This window comes from Neotabrizicola paludis, assembly GCF_044142105.1.
Taxonomy (GTDB): Bacteria; Pseudomonadota; Alphaproteobacteria; order Rhodobacterales; family Rhodobacteraceae; genus Pseudogemmobacter.
In genome coordinates, this window is record NZ_JBGTYM010000008.1 from 175,352 (window position 1) to 200,096 (window position 24,745).

Consider the following 24,745-nt stretch of genomic DNA (forward strand, 5'->3'; position numbering starts at 1 on the left):
AGGCCCGCCATGCCCTTCCACGTTCTGACTGCCGCCTTCGTCCATGAAAGCAACACCTTCAAGAAGGGCGAAACCAGCCTGCAGGACTTTCGGGACGACGTGCTGGATCTGGGCCAAGCCGCCGTGGACCGTTTCGGCAATACCAATGACGAGTTGGCAGGATTTCTCGACGCGGGGCGCGAGGGCGGATGGTGCATCACCCACACGGTCTCGGCCCATGCAACGCCGGGCGCGCGCGTGTCTCAACAGGCGTTTGACCATATCGCCGGGATCATCTGCGACGCCGCACGCGAACATGCGGCCACATTGGACGGGGTGGCGCTAAGCCTGCACGGGTCGATGGTGCCCAGCTTCTGCGAGGATGGCGAAGGAGAGCTTCTTCGCCGTCTGCGCGCGATCCTCGGCGACGATCTGCCCATCGCGGTCACCCTGGATCTGCATGCCATGGTGACCCCGGCGATGGTGGAACGGGCGCAGATCTTTGTCAGCTACAAGACATATCCCCATATCGACATGCGCCAGACCGCGCTTCACGCCGGCCGCTTGCTGGATGCCGCCATGCGCGGCACCATTCGCCCGAAGACCATCCGCGCGCATCGCCCGATGCTGGACGAGGCAAACGCGGGCCGCACCGATGTCCCGCAAACCGCCGCTCTTTACACCCGGGCGTCCGAGCATGAGGCGGAAGCGGGTATTCTTGCCGTATCCGTCAATGCGGGCTTTTCCGAAGCAGATATTGCAGAGATGGGCCCGACCGTGCTGGTGACACATGACAATGCGCCCGAGAGAGCCCATGAGATTGCCGAAGCGCTGGCCGATACGATCTGGGAGGGGCGTGGCCAGGTGTCGAACGCCTTTCTGACGCCCGCGCAAGCCAGCGCCGAAGCGGCTGGCTTCGATGCCGCCACTGGCCCGCTTGTGATCGCCGACTACGCCGACAATCCCGGTGCCGGGGCCTATGGGGACGCAACCGCGCTGCTGTCGGCCCTTCTGGCTGTGAACGCGGGTCCGGGCGCTTTTGCCCCGATGATCGATCCCGAGGCCGCCGCGATGCTGCATCGGCATAAGGTTGGCGATACCGTGACGCTGCAGCTTGGCGGCAAGAATGATCCCGGCTTCGGGGGCGGCCCGCTGCTGCTGACAGGAGAGATCGTTCATCTGTCGGACGGAACCTATACCGGCGATGGTCCTATCCTTGGCGGCATCACGCACAGCTTTGGCCCAACGGCCGTGTTTCGCGTGCAGGGGATCGACATCCTGGTCGTCACCCTGTCCGGCCAGATGCTGGACCTGCAGCAGGTGCGCACCTTCGGGATCGAGCCGTCAACCCTGCGCTTTCTCGTTGTCAAATCCATGCAGCACTTCCGCGCCGCATTTGAACCTGTCGCGGGGCGCGTGATCGTCTGCGACACCGGAGCATTGGCGACGCCGCAAGCCCACTTGCGCCCCTACACCCGCGTCCACCGCCCGGTCTGGCCCCTCGATCGCGAAGGCTTTCCGCATCAGGATCGGCGGCAACCCGGTTAGGGGGATCGTACAGGCAGACACCTGCGACCTCGTCCCGAGGCCATCCCTGCCCAGATACGCGTCGCCCTACCCTGATCTCCCCACGCTGCACGGCGTCCGGAGTGCGCAAGGCGGCTGGCGGCATTTTGCTGCTGAAGTCGGGCTTGGGGACGGTCACCATCGGCTATGGCGCGCGGATCGTTCGGCGTTCGGCCACCGCCGGGCTGCTGCGCCGGTGAACCGTCGAGGCCTAAATTCCAACTTGTCCACATTCTCAGGCCCAGGGCGGCGCGCAACCCGCAGTGTCTCGCCCATCGATCCTAGCCTTTCTGGCCGATTTCTGCGCGGCGGCGTGAGCCAACGACCCTGACGACATCCCTTTGGTCGCATCACACGACCTGTCGTCGTGGCGCGTCAGGTCACCACGACGTTGGCCTCTGCCGCAAGCACGCTGCGCAGACCTTCCAGCGTGATGCGATAGTGTTCCGCCAGCAGGCTGACCGCCAGTTCGACGTCATGCTCCATCACCGCTTCAAGGATGGACTGATGCTCGGCTGCCGCGCCCTGGCGCCGCGCGATGCTGGGGTTGTGGTTCATCGACAGGTTCCGGTATCGCACCGCCTGATCCATCAACGTCGAGCAGAAGCCGAGCAACCAGCGCGAGCGGCAACGGTCAAGCAGCAGCATGTGAAAGTCGCGGTGGCGCTCCTCCCATTCTTGGGCGGCCGCCGGCCCGGCTTCGGACGGCATCTTGCGCTGCGTCCGGGCAAGGCGGTGGAAGCTGACGACCAGCTGTTCCTCCCAGGCCTCGTCGCTGTTGGCCATCGATTCGCGCAGGGCCAGAGATTCCAGCCAGATCCGGGTCTTCACCATCTCTTCCAGATCGACGATCGAGATGGCGGCGACGAAGAAGCCGCGATGGCTTTTCCGCTCAACCAGCCCTTCGGACGACAGCCGGTTCAGGGCCTCGCGCACCGGTACGGCGCCGATACCGTACCGCTCGGAGATCCCGTCGATCAGCAACTTCTCACCCGGGAACAACGCACCCTGCAGGATGTCGCTTCGAATGCTGTCATAGGCCTGTTCCGACAGGCTGCGCCCATCCGCCACGCCACCACCGTTCATGATCAGCCCACTCCGCCTGGTCGCTCGCTCTTGTTCCAGAATACGAAACGTCGCTGGGCCCACGCCACCGTGAAATACAAGGCAAGTCCAAGCAGGCTAAGATAGAGGATCAACGCGAAGACGCGCGGGGTATTGAGCTGGCTCGCCGCCTCGCGGATCAAGGCGCCGAAGCCCTTGCCGCCGCCCAGGAATTCACCGGTGATCGCCCCCGCCATGACGCCCACGGCGGCGATCTTCAGCCCAGTGAACATGTAGGGAAGTCCGGTCGGCAGCTTTAGCCGGAACAGCGTCTGCATCCGACTCGCCCCCAGCGACTTGAACAGCATCCGCTCGTTCTCGGAGGCGGCCTGAAGGCCCGCCGCGGTCGCGACAACGATGGGGAAGGTCGCGATGAAGGTGGCCAGCGCCACCTTGGACGAAATGCCGAAGCCCAGCCAGGCGATGAACAGCGGCGCGAAGGCGACCTTCGGCATGGTGTCGATGGCGACAAGATAGGGCATCACCGCGCGTTCGCCGAACTTGGTCTCGCCCACCAGCACGCCCAGCGAGAAGCCGATGGCCGTGGCAAGAATGAAGGCATAGAACACCGTGCGCGTGGTGGTCCACAACGCTCCGGCCATGTGCCCGCCCGTCAGGATGTTCCAGCCGACGAAGCCGAGGTCGGCGAGCGTCTCGCCGGGGCTTGGCAGGATGATCTGCGACACGAAACCGAAGCGGGTGGCCAGATCCCAGATGGTGACGACCACGACGAACAGCATCGTCATGGCCAGCCAGCGCGGGATGATGTCGATCAGCGCCTCGCGCTCGACCCAGACAGTATCGCTCTCATTGGGGGCGATGTCGGTCACGAGAAGGCCTCCTGTCCCAGAAGGTTTCGGATATGCTCGACGATCTCGCCGAACTGGGGGGTGTTGACCATTTCCAGGGTCCGGGGACGCGGCAGATCGATCATCACATCCTCGACGATGCGGCCGGGGCGGGGTTTCATCACCAGGATCCGGTCGGACAGAAGGACCGCCTCGGCGATTGAGTGGGTGACGAGGAAGGCGGTCGCCCCGCGTTCGCGGCAGATGCGTTGCAACTCCATGTTCATGAAATCGCGGGTCAACTCGTCTAGGGCCGAGAAGGGTTCGTCCAGCAGCAGCACCGCCGGGTCCGCGATCAGCATCCTGCAAATCGACGCCCGCTGCGCCATGCCGCCCGACAGTTCGCCCGGGTAGACATTGCCGAAATCTCCCAGGCCGACCAGCCGTAGCAGATCCAGCGCGCGGCCTTGCGCGGCCTTGGCGGCGGCGCGGCCCTCACGGATTTCGATCGGCAGGACGATGTTCTCGATCGTGGTCTTCCAGGGCAGCAGCGTGGCCTGCTGGAACATCATCCCGATGTCCGGGCGGGGCCCGGTGACGGGCCTGCCTTCCAGCATGACCCTGCCGGTGGTCGGCGGATGGAGCCCCGCCATGATCTTGAGCAGCGTCGATTTCCCGCAGCCGGAGGATCCGATGACCGACACGAACTCGCCCTGGCGCAGGGTCAGGTTCACATCGGTCAGGGCGACCAGCAGGTTGCGGGCATAGGTCTTCGACAACCGCTCGATTTCATAGACCGGGCGGGCCGCCGGGGCAGCCGTTCCGGGATGCAGGGGACGGGGCTCCACCATCATGTTCAGGCGTTCCAGCCGGCCACGAACTCGTTCGTGTAGACCGCCGCAAGATCGGGCAGCGGCGCCTCGAGCGCGCCGGAGGCGACGGCGGAATCGTGGATCATCTGCCAGTGTTCCGGCGGCTGATAGCCGTAGCCATTGGCGATCTGCGCCTCGGTCGGGGTCATGCGGTTGATCGCCAGCTTCAAGAGCGCCCGGGCGAAATCACGGTCCTCGCCCTCCTGCGCATTGCCCGCGGCGCAATGGTCCAGCGCCTTGTCCTCATTCGCGGGGTCGGCCGCGAAGCGCATCCCCTTGACCAGAGCGCGCCCGAAGGCGGGGGCGAGGTCGGGGGTCGCGGCCATCTGGCTTTCCAGCATCGCGATGCCGTTGCCGAAGAAGCTGAGATACTTTTCGGGCGTGATCTCGCGCAGCACCATCCCGCGCGCGGCCAGAATGGCGGAATCCGAGATCGCGCCCGCGTAGGAATTCACCTCGTCGCGCATGAAGGCCACCGCCGCCGTGCCGCCATCGCCCACCGGCAGGAAGCTGTAATCCGCGCCCTCGTTCAGGCCCAGATCGGACATGATGGCGCGGCTAAAGGACACCTCTGCCCCATCCGCCGTGCCGACGCCGATGATCCCGCCCTTCAGATCGGCGGGCTGCTGATAGGCGCTTTCATCCTTCACCAGGAGGCCGAAGACGGACTTCGGATAGAGGTTGTAGAGGAACTTCACGTCCACGCCGCGCGACCGCGCGCCCAGGGTCGGCCCCGGCCCCGGCGCGCCGATCTGCGCCTGCCCGGCCGTCATGGCCTGCAGCACGGCGGAGGACCCATCGATGGCCTCCAGCGTCGGCTCGAAGCCCTCTTCGCCGAAATAGCCCTCGCCCACGGCGACCCAATAGGGCAGCCAGGTCAGCGCCGACGGGTTCGGCACGGCGAAGGTGATGGCAGTCTGCGCCCGGACGATGGCAGGCGCGCCGATGGTAAGTGCAGCAGCACCCCCGAACGCCAGTCGCCCAAAGCCACGGCGAGACATCTGCGTCGAAACAGTCATGTGGTTCTCCTCCCCGAAAACAACATTGATGAGAGCGCGGCTTCCTCCTCCACACCCCTGAGGACCACGCTATACGATTCTTTCCGTCAGTCAAAAAAATATATGAACGGTCTGATAATTCGATTTCATGTCTTGATCGGCGGAACGAAGGACGGAATGCTATGCGGGCCCCGAGTCGTCGCCCCGGAGAGGCGGCGGGTTGGATAGAGGGAGGAACCCATGACCTATGCGCTGACGCCGCCGCTGCAGGCGTATCTCGACATTGCAGGATCCGAGGAGAAGTTCCCGGTCCGCCGCATCTACTGCATCGGCAAGAACTACGTGGCCCATGTGATCGAGATGGGCGGCATCGTCGAACGCGACCCGCCGGTGATCTTCATGAAACCGGCCGATGCCATCGTGCGCAACGGCGGAGAAATCCCCTATCCGGTCTTCACCAGCAACTTCCATTACGAATGCGAACTTGTCGTGGCGCTGAAATCCGGCGGCTACAACATCCCCCAGGCGGAAGCGTCGAGCCACATCTACGGCTATGCCGTGGGCCTGGACATGACGCGGCGCGATCATCAGGCGGCCGCGATGGCCGGCGGCCTGCCTTGGGAGGTGACCAAGTCCTTCGATCACTCCGCCCCGGTCGGTCCGATCACCCCGGTCGGAAAGACCGGCGTGATGTCGAGCGGCCATGTGAAGCTGAAGGTCAATGGTGAGACGAAGCAGGATGCCGATATCTCGCTTCTGATCTGGAAGATCGACGAAATCATCTCGAAACTGTCCGAGCAGCACCGGCTGATGCCCGGCGACATCATCATGACCGGTACGCCCGCGGGCGTGGGAGCGGTGGTGTCGGGCGATGTGCTGGAATGCTCGGTCGACGGGCTGGAGCCAATGACCGTGCGCATCGGCGGGCCCGCGGCGTGACAAAGGCCGAAGGCGTCGACGCGGCACCGCTTGCCGCGTTCGGCACGGCCACGGTGGCAGAGGCCTGCGCCTTGGCCCGCATCCTCGAGGCGCCGCCGCGCCCCCTGTCGCCCGGAATGCGGGCGGCAGGCCGGGCGCTGACGGTGCGGACGCGGCCGGGCGACAATCTGGCGCTGCACCGGGCGATGGCGATCGCGCAACCCGGCGACGTGCTGGTGGTGGAGAGCGGGCAGGACCGCAGCCACGGCCCCTTCGGAGAGATCATGGCGCTGGCCTGCCAGATGCGCGGCATCGCGGCGCTGGTGATCGACGGCACGGTCCGCGACAGCGTGGCGATCTCGGCGCTCGGCTTTCCGGTCTTCGCGCGGGGTTTGCACATTCGGGGCACGACCAAAGCGGATGAAGGCGAGATCGGCGGTTCCGTCACGATCGGCGGCAACGTCATCGCCACGGGCGATATCGTCGTCGCCGATGCGGATGGCGTAATCGTCCTGCCGGCGCAGGCGCTGGACGCGGCGCTGGCCGCCGCGCGGCGGCGGGCAGAGAATGAGGCGCGGATGATGGAACGCCTGCGCGCCGGCGAGACGACGCTGCAGATATTGGGGCTGGAGGGGGCAGGATGACGACCATTGCAATCGCAGGCACGGGCCGCATGGGCACCGCCTTTGCCAGGCGCCTGATCGAGACGGGTCATCAGGTGACCGTCTGGAATCGCAACCCGGCCAAGACCGCTGCGGCAGCGGCGGCAGGGGCGGGGGTCGCGCCCGATCTTGCCGCGCTGGCCTCCGGCGACGTGATCCTGCTGTCGCTGACCGATGCGGCGGCGGTGGAGGCGGTGATCGATGCCCTGATCGGGGCGGGGATTGCCGGGAAACTGGTGGTGGACCTGTCGACCCTGCTGCCCGAGGAAACCCGCGCCATTGCCGCGCGCGTCGTGTCGGCGGGGACGGATTGGCTGGATTGCCCGGTCGGCGGCACGGTCGCGCCGGCGCTGAAGGGGCAGTTGCTGGGCATGGCGGGCGGCACCGAAGCCGCCTTCGCCCGTGCGAAGCCGGTGCTGGACCATCTCTGCCGCCGGGTGGAGCATCTGGGGCCGGCAGGGACGGGATCGCAGATGAAGCTGGCGCTGAACCTGCCGCTGGCAATCTACTGGCAGACGCTGGGAGAGGCACTGGCGCTGCTGCAAGGCTCGGGGATTGCCGCGGAAACCGCCATTAGCCTGATCGCCGACAGTTCCGGCGGGCCGACCGTGCTGAAGAACCGCGCGCAAGTGGTGGTGGACACGCTGAACGGAGCCGATCAGGCCGGGACCTTCGACATCAACGGCCTGCTCAAGGATCTGGATCTGGCGCTGCGGCAGGCTCAGGCCTCGGGCCAACGGCTGATGCTGGCCGAGGCAACCAGGGAAAGCTATGCGCAGGCCGCCGAGGCCGGGCTTGGCGGGTTTGACGGGGCGTCCCTGACGCGGATCATCAGGGGCTGAACTTGGAAATCCTCAACGATCCCAGTACGTTGGTACTGCTGGTTCTGGCCCTGTCCGTCGCCGGCGCCGCCATTGGCTTGCTGGCCGGGCTGTTCGGCATCGGGGGCGGCGCGATCTCGGTTCCGGTGTTCTACGAGGTCTTCACCCTGCTGGGCCACCCGCCCGAGATCGCCATGCCGACGGCCATCGGAACCTCGCTGGCGGTCATCATTCCAACCTCCATCTCCTCGGCCCGGCTTCACCACAAGCGCGGCACCGTCGACATGGATGTGCTGCGGGTCTGGGCGGTGCCGGTGGTGATCGGGACGCTGGTCGGGTCGGCGATCGCCCGCTATGCGCCGCCGCAGCTGTTCCAGCTGGTGTTCATCCTGGTTGCGGGGATCAACGCGACCAAGCTGCTGACCGGCGGGGCCGGGTGGCGGCTGCGGGACGGCCTGCCGAAGCCGGGCCCGATGCGGATCTATGGCGGTGTCCTGGGCGTGCTGTCCGCGCTGATGGGGATCGGCGGCGGGGCCATCGCCAACCTGATCCTGACCCTGCACGGGGTGACCATCCACCGCGCCGTATCGACGGCCGCAGGCGTGGGGGTGCTGATCGCGATTCCCGGGACGCTGGGATATATGGGCGCCGGCTGGGGCAGGCCCGGGCTTCTGCCCGATGCGATCGGCTTCGTGTCGTTGATGACCTTCGCCCTGACCATTCCCATGTCGCTGGTCACCACCCGGTTCGGCGTGGCGCTGGCGCACAGGCTGTCGCGGCGCGCGCTGGAGACGGCCTTTGCGCTGTTCCTGGTGCTGGTCTGCCTGCGCTTCCTCTGGGCCATGCTGACGGGCGGCTGAACCGTCGCGAAGCGGCGGGTGGGCTCGTACAGCCGAACGGAATGCAGCCAGCGCGAAAGTCGTTGGCGCAGCTCTCGGGCAGTTGACGGAGGATGGAGCGACGCGTCGCCTCGCCAATCCCTCAGTCTTCTCAGCATGATCCCTATGCAATCGCTTGGCCCAGGCTGGTGCTCAAGTGCTTGACGGCAATGTCCCGGGTGCCGAAACCGTATCTGAAGCCTCGCGCTTCGGCCAAATCGCGGGCCGCTGCGAACCTCTGTTCAGCATCAGTGCTGTCCCCGGCCAGCTTCGCTTCTCAGGCCACAACCATCTGTTCCCACGTCGCGGCTTCCTTGGTCTTTGCTTCCGAGAGTGAGTCCGTATGCAGGCTGATCCAAATGAATTTGCGCGCTTCCCCCGATGCGTAGCGCTTCGGCACTCGCTTGTAGGGGTAGAGGGTTCCCTTGATCGAACCGTCTCATGGCGGAACTCGATGCCGCGTTCGAAGAGCAGGTCCTCGACATTGCGCAGCGACAGCGGCAGTGGGCATACATCATCACCGCCAGGCGGACGATCTCGGGGCCGGTTTTAACGTACCGAAATGGGGAGCGCCGGGCGATATTCGCGCGATAATCCGCGCCGTACCCTGCCTCAACAAAAGTTCTTCTGACAGTGCCATAGCTCATTTTCGACACGTCCTGGACAGGGCCAACTCACCTCAACTCTGCTGTGATCCGGCTGATGTCGGTATCCGTAAGGTCGGTAAAGCACGGCAGGCCGATGACCCGACTGGCAATGTCGTTGCTGACGGTCAGCGTGTCCTTCCAGAGGTGGGCATAGGCGGGATGGGCAGGCAGGCCCGCGCCATACCAGTTCCTGACGTCGATGCCGCGATCGGTCAACCGGGCCCGCAGGTCCGCAGCGTGCCCGGCACTGCCGACTTCGGCAAGTGCATAACAGGCCGAGACATCAGGCGCCGTCCACAGGCGCACCCCTGCTGCCGGCGGAGCAGCGGCATAAGCTTCTGCAACCTTGGCCCATCTTGCCAGCTTGTCGGCGAAACCATCCAGCTCGGCCAGGGCGACGACTGCCGTATATTCGCTCATCTTCCCGTTCAAACCGACGGTTTGTGCATCGCGCGATCCGAAAAAGCCGTTGTTGAGCACCTTGTAGGTTTCTTTCACCAGGGTGCTGTTGCACGACAGAACCAGCCCCCCTTCGCCGCTGCCAAAACTCTTGGTAGCGTGCAGGCTAAGGGCAAGCGGGACCGCCTCAGGCACGCAGGACGAATCCCGCATCAATTGGTCGAGACAAGCCGCCGCATCAACCACCACCGGAATGCCGGTTTCGGACTGAAAGTCCTGCCAGCCTTGCAGATCGATCATTCGCCCATAAGGTGCCACCGGCACCACAAGGCCGACTTCGGACAACCGGGGATGGCTGCGCAGTGCGGCAGGTTCCATCGCCCAACTGACCGGATCAATGTCGACAAGGTGACATTCATAACCGCAGGACATGACGGCCCCCGCAGTGGCGACAAATGTATAGGCGGGAAGCAGGCACAGTCGGCCGGGATGGTTCCACAGGCTGCGCGTGGCGCGGATCAGGCCGACAAGCGCCATGGTGCCGCTGTTGCAAGAGATCACCTCGGATCTTTGCAGACCCAGCCGGGCGGCCATGCGCGCTTCGAACTGGTCGACCAGCGGGCCGTGGTTGGCGTAAATTTGCGTCTCGTCGATCTGGCGCAGATATGGAACAAGCAGATCTGTCCTCGGCAGCGACGGCCGGGCAACCGGTATCCGGACAGGTCCGTCACCGGAAAGTAAGGCCAAAATTCCTGGCGTCAGCATCAAGGGGTGCGCAACTTGGATGTCATTCTGTTTGGTGTCGGCCAGATCGCTGAGGTCATGGCGCATTACATTGAGGACGATCCGGGTCTCAATCTGGTCGGCTTTGTCGTAGACCGACAGTATCTGCCAGCATCATGCGATTTCAAGGGGCTACCCGTCGCGGCCTGGGATGATGTGCGCCGAACGTTCTCGCCCGATCACGTGCGCCTGCTGGGTCCGGTCAGCTATCGCGGCAACAACAAGTTCCGTCGTGATCGACATATCGAGGCGAAGGAGATGGGCTATCGTTTCGCCAGCTACATCCACCCGTCATCGCATGTCAGCGGCGCCTTGGTGGGCGAAAACTCCGTCATCCTAGAGGACTGCACGGTCCAGCCCTATGCCCGGCTGGGGGTTGGCACAATCCTGTGGAGCAAGGTCCACATCGGCCACCACGCGACGGTCGGCGATTTCTGCTTTTTCGCGTCGTTCTGCGGGATCGCCGGCAATGCCCGCGTGGGCGACTGCACCTTCTTTGGCGGGCAGACCGGCCTGGCCGACAATCTGAGCGTCGGGTCAGGCTGCATCGTGGGGGCTGGAACTGTGTTGACCGAAAACGTCCCCGACGGGGCGCTGGCTGTCGCCCGCGGCGTGAGGATCGTCCAAAATGGCGCGCGACGATTCGCTCGCACCCTTCTGGGCTGACGGTCAGGCCTGAAACATGAAAACCATCGCCGTCATGCAGCCCTACTTCTTTCCCTATGGCGGCTACTACCGGCTGATGGCTGCGGCGGATGTCTTTGTCATTCTGGATTGCGTGCAGTTTCCGCGCCGCGGCCGCGTCCATCGATCTGCCCTGCCCGGCGACGGGCGGTGGATCACCTTGCCGTTGGATCCCGCGCCGCGCAACAGCCGCATCAGCGACATGCGCCTTGCGCCGGACGCGGCGGAACGGCTTCGCCTTCAGCTTCGCAAACTGCCGGTCCAAATGCGCCGCGACACACTGTTACGTCGGCGGGTGGCCGATCTGCTGGACAACCCAAGTGGCGCTCTGGTGCCATTTCTTGCGCAATCGTTGACCATAGTGGCAAACGCCCTGGATCTACCGTGCCAGTTCGTGCGCAGCAGTGACCTGAACCTGCTCCAGTCGCTTGGCGCACAAGAACGGATCATTGAGATCGTGCGCAGGCATGGCGGCACCCACTACATCAATTCTCCCGGCGGCCGGGCGCTATACGACGTGGCCGCCTTTCAGCGGGCCGGCATTGAATTGAATTTCCTTCCCGATTACGAAGGGGCCCATGCAAGCTTTCTGTCTGCAGTTTTTGAGGCCGAGGCTGCAAGGCTGCGGGATGACGTAGTTGCGGGATGCAACCTGCCGACGATGGCAGCAGAGGATGTGTCCAAATGGAGAGTAGGTGTTGAAAAGGCTTGCCCCGAACGGCGCGGCGGCCCCTGACCTTGCCGCATTTCCCGCATTCGTCGATCCGGTCAGCCACGCCCCGCTGCACCCGAGCGCGGACGGGGCCCTGCTGACGGAACCGTCCAGCGGCGCCCAGTATCCCCTGCACAAAACGGTCGCCGATCTGCGGCGTCCGCAGCCCGCGACAGAAACGTCACAGATCCCCACGTTTGACCGCCCCCTGGCCGAGGTTGCCCAGGCATATCTGGACTGGACTTTTCGTGCCTTTGGCGGGGATGAGACCGTGATGCGGTCCTACATCATCGACAAGCTGGACCTGCGGGCGGATGCGGTGGTGCTCGACAATTGCTGTGGCGGCGGCGCGACGACACGCCTGTTGCAGGATCGCCTGCCTCAGGGCGTGCTGTGCAATGGCGATGTGTCGCTTGAGTTGCTGCAACATGCAGTGGATCGCGCGGCTGCCCACGCGGCTGGCACGACGTGCCGAACAGTGTGGTTCGCCGCGAACGCGCTGAATCTGCCATTCGCTGACAACAGCTTTGACGCCGTATTGTCCATCGGTGGGTTCAACCAGTTTGGCGATGCTCCTCGGGCGATTGCCGAAATGACCCGTGTCACCCGTCGTGGGGGACGTATCGTCATCGTGGATGAGGGGTTCGCGCCATGGCTGCGGCACACCCTGACCGGCCAAATGGTCCTGAACGACAATCCCCTGATGGCCCATGAACCGCCAATTGCCCATCTGCCCGATGTTGCACAAGAGGTCCGCGTCGAATGGCTGCTGGGCCAGGCCTACTATTGTCTGGATTTCCGGGTGGGCGAGGCGCCTCCCGCAATTGACATCGACTTGCCCCATGTCGGCTTGCGGGGGGGCTCAATGCGCAGTCGATTTGAGGCAGCCATGACCGCCCGACGGGAAGAGGGGCCATCGTGACCGATACATCCACGGGTCTGGGCAAGGTATTCTGTGTGGGGTTTCCCAAGACAGGGACTACATCGCTTGAGGTCGCATTGCAGCGACTGGGCTACAAAGTCTGCCGGGGCGCGTCTGGCAACAACCACAGCAATTTTCTGATGGCATTGCAAGTCCATGGTGATACCGGAGAAATCTCCCGTCTGATCCGGCATTTTAATGCCTTCGCCGATTTGCCTTGGGGTGGAACTGACCTTTATCTTTGGCTATCGCAGCATTATCCCGATGCCAGGTTCCTGCACACTGTCCGCGAGCCGGAGAAATGGTATCGTTCCATCCTCAATCAATTGGAAAGGTCAGGTGCTGGCAGAGCGGCATCGCTCGACACTCTTCATGCATCGGGTGGATATGGTGCGACGATGATCGTGCGTCGGGTCTGGGGGATCGAAGACTTCGTGGCCCAGAAAGACAAGGCATTGGCATTCTATGAAAACCTGAATGCAGCCATTCTTTCCCATTTCGGGGGCCGAGAAAATTTTCTTTCCTTTGATCTGACGCAAACGCCGGGCTGGGATTCCCTTTGCAGCTTCCTTGGGCGGCCGGTGCCGGATCAACCCTTCCCGCATGAAAATCCCGGGCACGGCAAGTCGGCGCCGATCAAGGAAGCCAATGGGTAGCGGAGTGGCCATCGAAAATCCGGCGTGGTTCATCGTCACCAGCCATGGCTGGAGCGCAAGCCAGTGGCTGGCCTTCAATCTCGCCCGCCATCCGCAAATTGCCTGTGTCCATTCAAGCGCCGCGCTGCCGGCCGACCGGTCCGATCCTTACGATGTCTCTGATCTTCTGGCGCGCAAGGAATTTGAGCGGGTCTTTGAATTGATCGCGACCCTTCGTGCGGGCTATGGCACGCGGGGCATCACCCGGCCTGCCGATCTTTACCGTCCGATCGAAACCCGCAGCGCCGCGCGCCTGATCGGTTCGGTACATACATACCGGCTGCGGGATTTGCCGGGAATGATCGCCGACCTTGCGCCCCCGGACAGGAGGTTACGAATCGTGAACCTGATCCGGCACCCGATAAACCTGGTCAATTCCGGGGCGGGTCAGTTCGGGCTGACCTTTCGCCTTGACCTGAACGAACTGCAATGGGTGGCCAAGCGGATTGTCGATACCGGCCTTGCGACATTTGAACGGATAGCCGCGCGGCACGGCCTTTATCCGGGCGACCTGGAGGTGCTGAGCTTTTTCGGCGCCTGTGCCACATTGCAGGGCCCTGCCGCAGATTTCATCGCCGGTGACACCCTGCTTGAGCAAGGCCTGACAAACTATGTCGGATCTGTTCGGCAAGAGGACGTGACGCGTGATCCCGCTGTGTTGCGGGACCTTGTCGATCGTCTGGGTTCTGGTGCTGTCAATTGTCTGCCGGAATACCTAGAGGCGGTGATTGGCGATTCTCCGCGCAATATCCACAATTCCCGTGCCCTGCCGAAAGACGCCGCCGCATTGTTCGCTGCGTGGCAGCCATGGCAACAAGAGGCATTTGCCTTTTGCCTTGATCACTTTGACCTGCGGGAACGCTATCAGGCCGAAGGTTATGATCTGAGCATGGTTCCACCCGGATTGGATGCTGCATGAAAATTGTCGTCAATATGCAAGTCGGCAACGAAGTTGAGCTGATAGAACAGCACATTGCCTATCATCTGGCACTGGGGGTTGACGGTTTTGTCATTGCCGACATGGACTCAGTCGATGGCACATCTGACCGGCTGGACCGCTATCGCAACAATCCACAGTTCGTGATCCGCAAGTTTGACCTTGGCGATCTGATTGATGCAACCGGCCCCAGGACAGACGAGGTTGGACATTGGATGCTTCAGGCGACACGAGACCATTTTGCACCGGATTGGGTCATCCGGCTGGACGCGGATGAATTTGTGTACTCCGAACACGATCTTGCCAGTACCATTGGGGCCCTAAGCTCCCAGCCTTGGTTTCGCATCGAAAGGCGCAATATCGTTTTTGGGCAGGGACAGCCGATCCCGCCGATTCCCGTCACAAAGGACGCATTGGCCGAACTCAGGATCGTGGCGCGCCCGTTCAAGACCACGCCGGCGTCCTATCGGGCAGATGACAGCCTGCCCCTGATCCTTACCGAAGTCGGCCCCAAGGTCATGGTGCGACCCGATAAGGTGCTGAGCTACACCACCGGAGGCCATGGCGCCGTGGATCTGCAAGGAAATACGCTGGTTGCGCCCTTGGCAGAAGGGATATTGCTGGTCCATTTCTGGTTCACCACGGTGCAGCGTTTTGTCCGCAAGGCGCAGTTCACCGCCTTTGTCGAAGACATGCTGCGCCCGCATCCTCAAGCCGTGAAGGGCTGGCAATGGACTCGTTGGGCAGAGATTGCAGGTCCTGGCGATTCGGCCAGTACCGCTGCAATCCTAGCTGAGTATTCAAGGCAATTCCCCGGCGCCGACACAGTGGATCACTTGCGACATCTGGGCCATGTTTGCCGCGTTTCCGAGTACTGGAGCAGGTGATGGGCGCGGAATTGACGTCTGTGTGGCGGCGTCGAGGACAAATTCTGGCACCCTCGCATCTGGATGATATACGTATGATCCAGAGCCCAACAGCCTGGGAATTGCCAAACGGCCTGGTGCGCATCGCCGTGGCGTGCCGCAACACTGCGAACGTATCCTTCATGCGGGTCATGGAATGTGACCCGGCACAGGACATGCGGATCGTTCAGCCGCCCCGGGACGACGTCACCGTCAAGCGGGCGCTTGCCATGGGTGGCCTGTCTGGCCTTGGCCCCTGTGACGCGCTCTGGGATGATGGACAGCTTATTCTGGTGACGTCCTCGATAACGCGCCAGAGCCCCATCTACGATGCCGCGATCGAGATCATGACAAGCGCGGATGGGGGCGCCACGTTTTCGGACCCGCAAACCATCCTGACCTCGGCCGCGAACGGCGGCTATCCGGTCTCGCTTCCCTGTATCCGGCGGCAGGACAACGGTCTGTTGCGCATGTGGTTCACAGCATTCACCCAATGGTTCCCTGACGTGCAGCCGCATCCCGACGCGCGGTATTGCATCCGGTCGGCCACCTCGGCGGATGGCCTGTCGTGGACCGTTGATCCCGATCCGGCAATCACGTGGCTGCCCGGCGAAGCGGGTCTGGCCCGGCCGACAGTTCAGCGGACAGCCAATGGGCACGAGATGTGGTTCTGCTCCCGGGGCCCTTATGTGGACGGGCAGCCAGAGCTGCGCCGATACCGGCTGTGTTTCGCCTGGTCGCCGGATGGCATGATCTGGCGACGGCAAAATGACGGGCATGCCTTTAGCAATCCGCCCGATCCCGGCGATTGGGACGATCAGATGCAGTGCTATCCATTCGTTCTACGCTTGTCCGATGGCAGACAGGTGATGTTTTACTGCGGCAACGCCTATGGCCAGACGGGCATCGGATGGGCCGTGCGCGACGAAAAGGGTGGATAGGTCATGGATACAGACGATGCCGCCGCCACGGTCATTGTTCCGTCAGGGCGCATCCTGCGCATCTGCATCATCAACCCAAAGTTCAACCCTTCGATCTGGAGCAATGATTACGCCATTGATCTTTATGGTGGATCAGCCAGATGCAACATGATCACAGGTTGCCTCGCCACATTGGCGGCATTGGTCGGCCCGCAGCACCACGTCCGGATCATCGACGAAAATGTCGAAGAGATCGACTATGAAACTTTGCGCGGATATGACGTCATCGGCGTGACCGGCATGATCGTGCAACGCTGGCACATGTACCGGATCCTTGATGATCTGCGCGGACTTGGTGCCCAGATAGTTGTCGGCGGCCCTCTCGTCACCTGTGACGAGGCGTCTTTCGTCGGGCGCTGTGACGTCATTTTCCATGGCGAGGCCGAGACGACCTGGCCCTCCTATCTGGAAGATCTCGCCGCAGGGCGACCGACGTTGACCCGCTATGTCCAGACCGCGCGCAGCGACATGACACAGATCCCGAAGCCCCGGCTGGACTTGATCCAGGCCAAGCGATACCGCGTCGCCTCGGTGCAGTTCTCGCGCGGATGTCCATTCCTTTGCGAGTTTTGCGATATTATCGTCATGTTCGGCCGGGTGCCACGGGTCAAAACTGTGGCACAGGTGATTGCGGAATTGCAGGATGTTGTCGATGCGGGGTTCCGGCAGTGCTTCCTTGTCGATGACAATTTCATCGGCAACAAGCGCGAGGCAAGAAAGCTGCTGACCGCGATTGCCGAATGGCAGAAAACCCTGCCGAGGCCACTGAACCTGTCAACCGAGGCCAGCATCAATCTTGCGGATGAACCGGACCTGCTGGCTCTTATGCAGCAAGCCAATTTTGACCGAGTTTTCATCGGGATAGAGACGCCGAACGTCGCCTCCCTCAAGGAAGCCCGCAAGACCCAGAACCTGCGCGGCGATTCCCTGGTCGCCAAGGTTCAGCGGATCCGCGACGCAGGTCTGATCGTGATGGGCGGGTTCATCGTTGGTTTTGATGAAGACACGACCGAAATTTTCGACGCGCAATATCAGTTCATCCATGACAGCGGGATCGTGATGTCCAGCATCGGCATTCTGGCGCCGCTGCCAACGACGCCGCTCTATGACCGGCTGGTGGCCGAAGGCCGCCTGTATCCGGAAGACCCGGAATGTGCCTTTTTGCCAAAACAGATGACACGCGAAGAGCTGAAGGCCGGACACCGCGCGCTAATCACGCGCGTCTTTGACCCCGACGCCTTTTTCGAACGCGCCTTCCGGTCGCTGCGCCAATCGGACCGCTTCGAGGCCATCCGCCGCCGCCGCTACAGGCCTGCAACCGGCGCGCGCGCGGCCCTGGGGCGCGTCGCCATCTGGAGCCGCCTGCTCAGGGCGATTGCTGCCAACGGATACTGGTCACTGGTCCCGGCGTATCTCAGAGCCATGCAGAACAACCGCCGCCTTGGCCCCGCGGCGATGCCAGCCTCAGACTTGCTCTCGCTCTGTCTGACGCATTGGCACATCTACTGCATCAGCCATGGACCACAGGATTCTGTGTATCTCGAGGCCAAGGCCAGCGTGCAGGGTTCCGCCTGACTTGACCTGAGCCCCGTCGTTCCTTCCGGGCTTGAGACTGTCTGAGGTGCCCTTGAAGAATGCGAACCAGTCTCCGTTTTCCCTACCCTACCCGCCTGTCAGGCAGCGAAAAGGCCGCGCCACGCGGCGAGGGCGGCGGCACGGGTCTGTTTGTAGGCGTTGCGAACTTGGAGGTGGCGCTCGGTCGGAAAGTGGGTGTGGGAGGAGGCATGCACTGAAGCGAACTTCTGTAAGGTATTCATGCGGCGGAACGGCAACATCGCCCGTTTTCGTCGGCGATAAGGCAAGTGTGAATTCTCGGCCCGGTTGTTCAGCCAGCGCCCCAACTCTCGATCACCGCCGCGGCCCAGGTCTTTCAGGGCAGCGCCGTAAGACCGGAGCCAGTCCGTCACGATCATCGCGGGCCGCCCGTGCCGCTTCATCGATTCCCTGAGGAATTTCAGGGCCGCCTTGCGGTCCCGCGGCCTGGTGATGACGCTTTCCTGCACCTCGCCCTCATGGACGACGCCCCGCCAGAGGCAGGGCATCTCGTCATTGATCCTCACCTAGACCTCGTCCGCGTGTCCGCGCCAGTGCCGGCGGGCGCGCATCCGGTCAACCCGCATGCCCCTGATCTCCGACGCGAAGATCGGGACGAACCGGTTCCACCACGAGCGAACCGTCTCGTGGCTGTTCTCGATCCCGCGTTCGTGCAGCAGGTCCTCGACATTGCGCGGAGAGAGCGGGAACCGGATGGTGAGCATCACGGCAAGGCGGATGATCGACGGGCTGGTCTGCAAACGGCGGAACGGCGAGCGCTTAGGCATCCACGAAGGCTAGCGGACCGCCCTGCCCCACGGCAAGTGCGGTGCCTCTGACAACACCCATGAACGCACTCGATAACACGTCTCAACCGGCCAAAATCCACTTGCACTCCGGGGCGCATCCTCACATGAAGTAGCGGAACAGGGATCGCTTGGTCATCTGGCGAGGCTAATCGGTCGGCCTGCCCCGCGGCAAACGCGGTTCTTCTGACAACACCTTCGTCGCCACACTTTGCTGCGCGCGTTCGGGAGCAATCAGCGCAATGAAGCACGTCTCGTACCAGCGTGCCGTATCAGCGATATCCGCGAGCAACGCGCGGCTGGCCGTTTCGTGATCCAGTCGCTCTAGCGCGTCGATAATCTCCTTGTGCCGTTCCACACCGCGGCTGAAGACGTCCGGCTCATAAGTTTCTGCCCGAAACGGCAGCCGCAACAGAGGCCCGGCCCTGACCCAGAGCGTTTCGATCATCCGGTAGTGCAGCTCTCCGCCAGCAAGGCGATAGAGGAGGAAGTGGAACTCCATATTGGCGACGGTCGCGGCCTCTGCATCGCCGCGCCGTACCGCCAGTTCCACCTTGTGATTGACCAGCCGCAACTCGTCCATCTGCTCGGGCGTCAGAGGCAACTTCAAGCGCCGCACTGCTGCTCCCTCCAGCATCAGCCGAATCTCGACAAGCTCGCGAAAACTGTCGGGTCGCATGTCTGGCACCCGCGCCGAGCGGTTTTCCGTCAGTTCCAAGGCGCGCTCCGCCACCAGACGCTGTAGCGCATCTCGCACGGGGATTATGGATGTGCCCAGGACCTTCGCAAGGGTGCGGATCGTCAACTGCGCCCCAGGGGCGAAATGCCCACGGATCAGCGCATTGCGCAGGATCTGATAGACCCTGTCCTGCAGGTTCGCGTCCTCCATCAAAGACGTATCAAGCGCGAGAAGTGCCAGATCATCCCGTCCCTCGGCCCGCTTTGTACGCCTTCCCACTGGGGACTGTCCTTTCTTCACCACTGTCATTTAATGTACCGCCGTCATCCCGCCATCGACCACCAACATATGCCCGTTTAGATAGGATGCGGCGGGCGAACACAGAAATAGAAGTGGGCCGGCAAGATCCCCAGTCTCGCCCCAGCGCCCCAGCGGCACGCGGGCCGCGATCATGGCGCCATACTCCGGATCCTGCTGCAGCACGGTGTTAATTTCGGTGCGGATATAGCCCGGGCAAAGCGCGTTCACGCAGATCCCGTGCTGGCCCAACTCAGCCGCCATCGACCGGGTGAGTCCGGCAACCGCGTGTTTGCTGGCGGTGTAGGAATGGGCATTCTTCTTACCCTGCAGCGCCAGGATCGAGCCGACATTGACGATCCGCCCCCAGCCACGCGCCCGCATCGCCGGCGCCAGCGCCTGGCTCAGGAACATTGGTGCAGTGAGATTCAGACCGAGAACCTGTTCCCAGCGCGACGGAGCGACCTCGGCAAAGCTCGCGCGGTCGATCATGCCGGCATTGTTGACCAAAATATCGGGCGCTTCGCCGGCCGCGGCCAGGGCGGCGACCAAGGCACTGATTCCGTCATCCGCGCCAAGATCGGCCCGAAGCGCCAGCGCGTCAGTCCCTGTCGCCCGCAGCGTGGCGGCGGCATCTTCCAGCCGGTCCAGACTACGCGCGACCAGGATCACCCTCGCGCCTGCCGCTGCCAGCACGCGCGCCGCCGCAGCCCCGATCCCACCCGAGGCACCAGTGATCAGCGCCGTACGTCCGGCAAGGGAAAACAGCGAACCGAATTCTGTCAGTCGCTCAGCCCGCATCGGCTTCCTCCGCGATCCGGGCCAAGGGTGCCCTGTAACTTTCGAAATTTGCACAGATCCCGATGGATTGCCCGGAAATATGTTGCCCGGCATCCGAGGCCAGGAAAACCGCCATTGCGGCCACGTCTTCCGGCGTCACCGCCTGATGCATCGAGACATTGTGCAGCATCAGCGGCATATAGGCCGCGCCCGTCATGCCGCGCGCCGCCGCCTGCTCGGCCACCACCTTGTCCAGCCGCGGCCCGGCCACCATGCCCGGCATCAGGGCGTTGACACGGATCCCGTATTCGCCCAGCTCGATCGCCAGCACATCGGTCAGGCCGCGCACCGCGTATTTCGAGGCGGAATAGGGCGCGCGCAGCGGCATGCCTATCCGCCCCGCGGTCGAGGACAGGTTGATGATCGCCCCGCTACGCTGCGCCTTCATCGCCGGAATGACAGCGCGGGCGGCCAGGAATTGCCCGTCGAGGTTCACCGCCAGCGTCTGGCGCCACTCGGCCAGGCTGATCTCTTCCACCGCCCGGGTCGGGCCGGCGATGCCGGCATTGTTCACCAGCACGTCAAGCCCGCCGAATTCCGCCAGAACCTCGGCAAAAAAGGCGGTGACCGCGGCCTCGTCCGCGACATCGCACCGCCGCGCCAGATGCGGCGAGGCCGCGGTCAGCGCGGGGTCGATGTCACAGACCGCGACCCGTGCCCCGGCATCGGCGAAAGCGTCGGCGATGGCGCGGCCAATGCCGCCGCAGCCCGCCGTGACCACCACGCGGCGGCCGGTCAGATCCAGTTTCATGGCAATGCCTCGTCCTTTCTGGTTTTGGCCCCCGGCCCCGCGCCGCGCAGAACGCCCGGCACCCGCAATTCCCGCCCCCGGCTGAGCCCGTCAGGCCGCAGGATCAGCGCCAGCAACATGCACAGGCCCAGCAGAACCTCCCGCGTGCCGCCGGGGATCTGCAGCATCACCCCGCCGATATCCACGCCGGTCTCGAACCGCCGGAAGATCTCGGCCAGCACCGACAGGACAAGCGTTCCCACCACCACGCCCGACAGGCTGCGGATGCCGCCGACCACCAGCATGGCGATCACGATGAACGACAGGTTCAGATAGACATTGTTCGCCGTGGTCAGCGCGCCGTTGTTATGGCCCAGCAAGACGCCTCCGGCCCCCGCGACAGCCGCGCTGAGGACAAAGGCCAGCAGCCGCAGCCGCATCACCCGGATGCCGGCGCCATGCGCAGCGATTAGATCCTCGCGGCTGGCCCGCAGCAACAGCCCGGTGCGCGAATTCTGGAAGGCCCAGGCGATCAACAGCGCCACCAGCGCCGCCGCCAGCGCCGCCCAGGGCCCGACCCAGACCGGCAGCCCGACCAGCGAGGCCGTGCCCTTCGTCCAGTCGGTCCAGTTGTTGTAAATCACCGATATCACGATGAAAAAGGCGAAAGTCGCGATCGAGGCGGCGATGCCGCTGAGCCGCATCAGCGGAATGCCGGCCAAAAGGCCAAGAACGGCCGCCAGCGCCATCCCCACCAAGAGCCCGCCCAAGGGCGAGATCTGCAGCCCGCGCAGCATCTCGGGCAGGCCGGGCAGGATCACCCCTTTCATCGTCACCGGAATCGTCACCCAGGCCGAGGCATAGGCTGCCACGATCAGGAAGGCGCCATGGCCGAAGGACAGGATGCCGGAATTGCCGACGAAGATGTAGAGCCCGGTCACGATCACCAGCTTGATCAGCGTATCGGTGGTGATCCGCGCCATGGCCGGGCTGATCTGCGAGAAGATCAGCGTCAGCACCAGCAGAAGCACCGCCCAGACCGCCCAGGGCCAAAGCCAGGCCGCCACGTCGCGCAGCGGATTTTGTTGGTCGGGCATTAGACACGCTCCCATGCGGACCGGACGGCGATCAGACCCTGCGGGCGGACCAGCAGCATCAGGATCACCGAGGTGAAGACGAAGGCTTCGCGGAAGGGCTGCAGATGCGGCGGCAGCAGCAGCTGCAGGATCGTGGTCACCGCGCCGACCAGAAAGCCGCCCAGCGCACAGCCCGGCAGGCTGCCCATGCCGCCGATCACCGTGGCGACAAAGCCGATCATCGTCAGAGATACCCCGAAGAACGGCGTCATCGAGCCAGTCTGCGCCACGAAAAGCACCGTCACCGTCACGGCCAGCACCGCCGAAATCGCAAAGGCCACGGCGATCACCCGGTTGCTGTTGACGCCGACCAGCCGCGCCATGCGCGGGTTTTCCGACACGGCCCGCATCTGATAGCCGATGCGGGTGTAATTGATGAACAGCGCCAGCACCGTGGTCAGCACTACCGTTGCCGCGATCTGCAACAGGCTGACACCCGCGATGCGCAGATCGCCGATTTCCACGCTGTGATTGATCGCCGGCAGGAAGTTGACGGTTCGGGTCAACGATCCGAACATCACCACCCAGACATGCTGAATCATGAAGCTCAGCCCGAAAGACACGATCATCAAGGTCTCGGGCGGGGCGCGGCGCACCTGGCGGAACACCAGAAAATCGCTGGCCAGCGCGAACAGCACCACGAAGATCAGCACCGCGCAAATGGCGAAGGGCCAGTAGAGGCCCGCGCTCAGCAACAGCACATAGGCGCCGACCATGATGTATTCGCCATAGGCGAAGTTCACCAGGCCGATCACCCCGAAGATCAGCCCGATTCCAATGGCGGTCAGCGCGTAAAGCCCGCCGACGCTGGCGGCGTCGATCAGCATCTGCAACAGGGTCATGGGTACATCTCCTTGCCGGCGGGGCTACGGCCGAACAGGACCGTCTCGACCGCGCCGCGGGCGCTGAGGGTTTCGGCGCTGCCTTCCTCGATCACCCGGCCGGCCTGCACCAGATAGGCGCGGTCGCAGACCGAAAAGGCGCGGGCGGCGTTCTGTTCGACCAACAGGATGGTAGTGCCCTGCTGGCGCAGCGCGGAAATCGCGGCATAGACCCCATCGGTCACCACCGGCGCCAGGCCCAGCGAGGGTTCATCCAGCAACAGCAGGCCGGGCTCTGCCATCAGCGCGCGGCCGATGGCCAGCATCTGCTGTTCTCCTCCCGACAGAAAGCCCGCCATATGGCCCTGCCGTTCGGCCAGACGCGGGAACAGCGTATAGATGCGCGCGGCATCGGCCTCCATCGCGGCCCGGCTCATCCGCCGCCGGCTGGCGCCGATCAGCAGGTTTTCATGGGTCGAGAGCTTCTTGAACACATCACGCGTCTCGGGCACCAGCGAGATGCCCAGGCCGACGCGCTGTTCGGGCTCCAGCCCGGCCAGATCGCGGCCGTCCAGCCGCACCGCGCCTGACCTCAACGGCACCACCCCGGCGATGGCCAGCAAAAGCGAGGATTTCCCCGCTCCATTCGGGCCAATCAGCGCCACCGTCTCGCCCTTGCCGGCATGAACCGAGATCTGGTTCAGCGCCCGCACCGCGCCATAGGTGACCACGGCCTGGTCGATCTGCAGATGCGGAGTCATGCGGCGGCACTCCCCAGATAGGCTTCGCGCACCAGCGCGTGGTTGCGGATCTCGTCCGGGGTGCCGGCCGCCAGCACCTTGCCGCTGCGCAGCACCTGCACCCGGTCGCACAGGCGAAAGACGATATCCATGTTATGCTCGATCAGCAGGATGCCGCAGCCCCGCGCGCGGATCGCGTTGACCACCGACAGAAAGGCCATCGCCTCGGCGTGGTTCATGCCCGCCGCCGGCTCGTCCAGCATGACGAAGGCGGGCCGGGCCATCATCGCGCGGGCGATCCCGACCCGGCGTTCGACGCCATAGGGAAGGGCCCGCGCCTCGGTCGTCAGCCAGTCCTCCAGATCCAGCAGCCCGGCCAGCGTCTCGATCTCGTCCCGCGCCGCCTTTCGGCCCTGCCCCATCGCAAATGCCGCGGCGCGCAGGTTTTCGGCCACCGTCAGCGCCGGAAACAGCCGCACCGCCTGAAAGGTACGCACCAGGCCGCGCCGCACCCGTTCATCCGGCGGCGCTTTGGTGATCTCCTCGGCCCCGATGCGGATCGTGCCGGTCTGCGGCTTCTGAAAGCCCGAAAGCACATTGACGAAGGTGGTCTTGCCCGCCCCGTTGGGGCCGATCAGACCAAGGATTTCGCCGGGGCGCAGGTCCAGGTCGACATCGTCGATCACAGTCAGCCCCCCGAAACGGACGGTGATCCCCGTCGCTGTCAGAATATGGGTCATGGCGTGCCTTGCTAGAGCGTAAGAGCAGAAGAGCGTTAGAGCGGAAAGACCGGCCCGGGGTCGCGCCCCCGTGGCCAGCGAAAACGGGCGACCAGGGGCCGCCCGCGCCACCG

At 63.9% G+C, this 24,745-nt stretch carries 25 protein-coding genes and 2 pseudogenes; 13 read left to right on the forward strand and 14 right to left on the reverse strand.

The annotated features are described in order from the left end of the window. The first annotated feature begins 9 nt into the window (after positions 1–9). Complete coding sequence (locus ACED67_RS16825) at positions 10–1,527, forward strand: M81 family metallopeptidase (protein ID WP_395542875.1); 1,518 nt, start codon at positions 10–12, stop codon at positions 1,525–1,527. A gap of 393 nt (positions 1,528–1,920) precedes the next feature. Here ACED67_RS16825 and ACED67_RS16830 read toward each other — a convergent pair whose 3' ends face one another. From ACED67_RS16830 to ACED67_RS16845, 4 genes are read right to left on the reverse strand one after another with little or no spacing between them, the layout of a single operon-like run. Continuing rightward, positions 1,921–2,631, reverse strand: a complete 711-nt coding sequence (locus tag ACED67_RS16830; protein ID WP_395542876.1) for a GntR family transcriptional regulator — start codon at positions 2,629–2,631, stop codon at positions 1,921–1,923. Positions 2,632–2,633: 2 nt separating this feature from the next. Continuing rightward, entirely contained in the window at positions 2,634–3,479 is an 846-nt protein-coding gene (locus ACED67_RS16835; protein ID WP_395542877.1) for an ABC transporter permease, read from the reverse strand. Then, the gene (locus ACED67_RS16840; protein ID WP_395542931.1) at positions 3,476–4,288 is read right to left on the reverse strand and encodes an ABC transporter ATP-binding protein; all 813 of its coding nucleotides are present in this window, start codon (positions 4,286–4,288) and stop codon (positions 3,476–3,478) included. The genes ACED67_RS16835 and ACED67_RS16840 overlap by 4 nt, the downstream gene beginning before the upstream one ends. 5 nt (positions 4,289–4,293) lie before the next feature. Then, a complete protein-coding gene (locus tag ACED67_RS16845; protein ID WP_395542878.1) occupies positions 4,294–5,328 on the reverse strand; it encodes an ABC transporter substrate-binding protein in 1,035 nt (344 codons plus the stop codon). Positions 5,329–5,547: 219 nt separating this feature from the next. Between ACED67_RS16845 and ACED67_RS16850 the strand changes: the two genes are divergently transcribed. The 4 genes from ACED67_RS16850 to ACED67_RS16865 are packed head-to-tail and all read left to right on the forward strand — an operon-like array spanning position 5,548 to position 8,568. Continuing rightward, positions 5,548–6,246, forward strand: coding sequence for a fumarylacetoacetate hydrolase family protein (locus tag ACED67_RS16850; RefSeq protein ID WP_395542879.1), 699 nt, complete (start codon positions 5,548–5,550; stop codon positions 6,244–6,246). Further along, on the forward strand, positions 6,243–6,869 hold the full coding sequence (locus tag ACED67_RS16855) for an RraA family protein (RefSeq protein ID WP_395542880.1): 627 nt from the start codon (positions 6,243–6,245) through the stop codon (positions 6,867–6,869). The genes ACED67_RS16850 and ACED67_RS16855 overlap by 4 nt, the downstream gene beginning before the upstream one ends. Further along, positions 6,866–7,729, forward strand: coding sequence for an NAD(P)-dependent oxidoreductase (locus ACED67_RS16860; protein WP_395542881.1), 864 nt, complete (start codon positions 6,866–6,868; stop codon positions 7,727–7,729). Before ACED67_RS16855 ends, ACED67_RS16860 begins: the two co-directional genes overlap by 4 nt. 8 nt (positions 7,730–7,737) lie before the next feature. Continuing rightward, entirely contained in the window at positions 7,738–8,568 is an 831-nt protein-coding gene (locus ACED67_RS16865) for a sulfite exporter TauE/SafE family protein (protein WP_395542932.1), read from the forward strand. Between the two features lie 447 nt (positions 8,569–9,015). Here the strand turns inward: ACED67_RS16865 and ACED67_RS16870 are convergent. Both ACED67_RS16870 and ACED67_RS16875 read right to left on the reverse strand, forming a co-directional pair. After that, a pseudogene (locus ACED67_RS16870) lies at positions 9,016–9,167 on the reverse strand (IS6 family transposase); the annotation flags it as partial. A 93-nt stretch (positions 9,168–9,260) separates the two neighbouring features. Then, the gene (locus ACED67_RS16875) at positions 9,261–10,463 is read right to left on the reverse strand and encodes a DegT/DnrJ/EryC1/StrS family aminotransferase (protein WP_395542882.1); all 1,203 of its coding nucleotides are present in this window, start codon (positions 10,461–10,463) and stop codon (positions 9,261–9,263) included. Here ACED67_RS16875 and ACED67_RS16880 point away from each other — a divergent pair. From ACED67_RS16880 to ACED67_RS16915, 8 genes are all read left to right on the forward strand, one after another. After that, entirely contained in the window at positions 10,413–11,081 is a 669-nt protein-coding gene (locus ACED67_RS16880) for an acetyltransferase (protein ID WP_395542883.1), read from the forward strand. The two genes, ACED67_RS16875 and ACED67_RS16880, sit on opposite strands and share 51 nt — an antisense overlap. 16 nt (positions 11,082–11,097) lie before the next feature. Beyond that, positions 11,098–11,835, forward strand: coding sequence for a WbqC family protein (locus ACED67_RS16885; protein WP_395542884.1), 738 nt, complete (start codon positions 11,098–11,100; stop codon positions 11,833–11,835). 250 nt (positions 11,836–12,085) lie between these two features. Further along, positions 12,086–12,733, forward strand: a complete 648-nt coding sequence (locus ACED67_RS16890; RefSeq protein WP_395542885.1) for a class I SAM-dependent methyltransferase — start codon at positions 12,086–12,088, stop codon at positions 12,731–12,733. Beyond that, the gene (locus ACED67_RS16895) at positions 12,730–13,389 is read left to right on the forward strand and encodes a sulfotransferase family protein (protein ID WP_395542886.1); all 660 of its coding nucleotides are present in this window, start codon (positions 12,730–12,732) and stop codon (positions 13,387–13,389) included. Before ACED67_RS16890 ends, ACED67_RS16895 begins: the two co-directional genes overlap by 4 nt. A 4-nt stretch (positions 13,390–13,393) precedes the next feature. Beyond that, complete coding sequence (locus ACED67_RS16900) at positions 13,394–14,347, forward strand: hypothetical protein (protein WP_395542887.1); 954 nt, start codon at positions 13,394–13,396, stop codon at positions 14,345–14,347. Next, the gene (locus ACED67_RS16905) at positions 14,344–15,252 is read left to right on the forward strand and encodes a glycosyltransferase family 2 protein (RefSeq protein ID WP_395542888.1); all 909 of its coding nucleotides are present in this window, start codon (positions 14,344–14,346) and stop codon (positions 15,250–15,252) included. Before ACED67_RS16900 ends, ACED67_RS16905 begins: the two co-directional genes overlap by 4 nt. Further along, positions 15,252–16,211 carry a sialidase family protein gene (locus tag ACED67_RS16910; protein ID WP_395542889.1) on the forward strand — a complete coding sequence of 320 codons (960 nt, stop codon included), beginning with the start codon at positions 15,252–15,254 and terminating at the stop codon, positions 16,209–16,211. The genes ACED67_RS16905 and ACED67_RS16910 overlap by 1 nt, the downstream gene beginning before the upstream one ends. A gap of 3 nt (positions 16,212–16,214) precedes the next feature. Continuing rightward, positions 16,215–17,825 carry a B12-binding domain-containing radical SAM protein gene (locus tag ACED67_RS16915; RefSeq protein WP_395542890.1) on the forward strand — a complete coding sequence of 537 codons (1,611 nt, stop codon included), beginning with the start codon at positions 16,215–16,217 and terminating at the stop codon, positions 17,823–17,825. A gap of 98 nt (positions 17,826–17,923) precedes the next feature. On the opposite strand, the pseudogene ACED67_RS16920 reads toward ACED67_RS16915, so the two are convergent. The 8 genes and pseudogenes from ACED67_RS16920 to ACED67_RS16955 form a co-directional block, all read right to left on the reverse strand. Then, positions 17,924–18,631: pseudogene (locus ACED67_RS16920) on the reverse strand (IS6 family transposase). Positions 18,632–18,797: 166 nt separating this feature from the next. Further along, entirely contained in the window at positions 18,798–19,637 is an 840-nt protein-coding gene (locus tag ACED67_RS16925) for a GntR family transcriptional regulator (RefSeq protein ID WP_395542891.1), read from the reverse strand. Beyond that, positions 19,638–20,426: an SDR family NAD(P)-dependent oxidoreductase gene (locus ACED67_RS16930; RefSeq protein ID WP_395542892.1), complete on the reverse strand. Its 789-nt coding sequence runs from the start codon at positions 20,424–20,426 to the stop codon at positions 19,638–19,640. Next, positions 20,416–21,216, reverse strand: coding sequence for an SDR family oxidoreductase (locus ACED67_RS16935; RefSeq protein WP_395542893.1), 801 nt, complete (start codon positions 21,214–21,216; stop codon positions 20,416–20,418). The genes ACED67_RS16930 and ACED67_RS16935 overlap by 11 nt, the downstream gene beginning before the upstream one ends. After that, positions 21,213–22,292, reverse strand: coding sequence for a branched-chain amino acid ABC transporter permease (locus ACED67_RS16940; RefSeq protein ID WP_395542894.1), 1,080 nt, complete (start codon positions 22,290–22,292; stop codon positions 21,213–21,215). The genes ACED67_RS16935 and ACED67_RS16940 overlap by 4 nt, the downstream gene beginning before the upstream one ends. Continuing rightward, positions 22,292–23,173 carry a branched-chain amino acid ABC transporter permease gene (locus ACED67_RS16945; RefSeq protein ID WP_395542895.1) on the reverse strand — a complete coding sequence of 294 codons (882 nt, stop codon included), beginning with the start codon at positions 23,171–23,173 and terminating at the stop codon, positions 22,292–22,294. Before ACED67_RS16945 ends, ACED67_RS16940 begins: the two co-directional genes overlap by 1 nt. Further along, complete coding sequence (locus tag ACED67_RS16950) at positions 23,170–23,913, reverse strand: ABC transporter ATP-binding protein (RefSeq protein WP_395542896.1); 744 nt, start codon at positions 23,911–23,913, stop codon at positions 23,170–23,172. The genes ACED67_RS16945 and ACED67_RS16950 overlap by 4 nt, the downstream gene beginning before the upstream one ends. Beyond that, a complete protein-coding gene (locus ACED67_RS16955) occupies positions 23,910–24,632 on the reverse strand; it encodes an ABC transporter ATP-binding protein (protein ID WP_395542897.1) in 723 nt (240 codons plus the stop codon). Before ACED67_RS16955 ends, ACED67_RS16950 begins: the two co-directional genes overlap by 4 nt. Positions 24,633–24,745 lie beyond the last annotated feature (113 nt).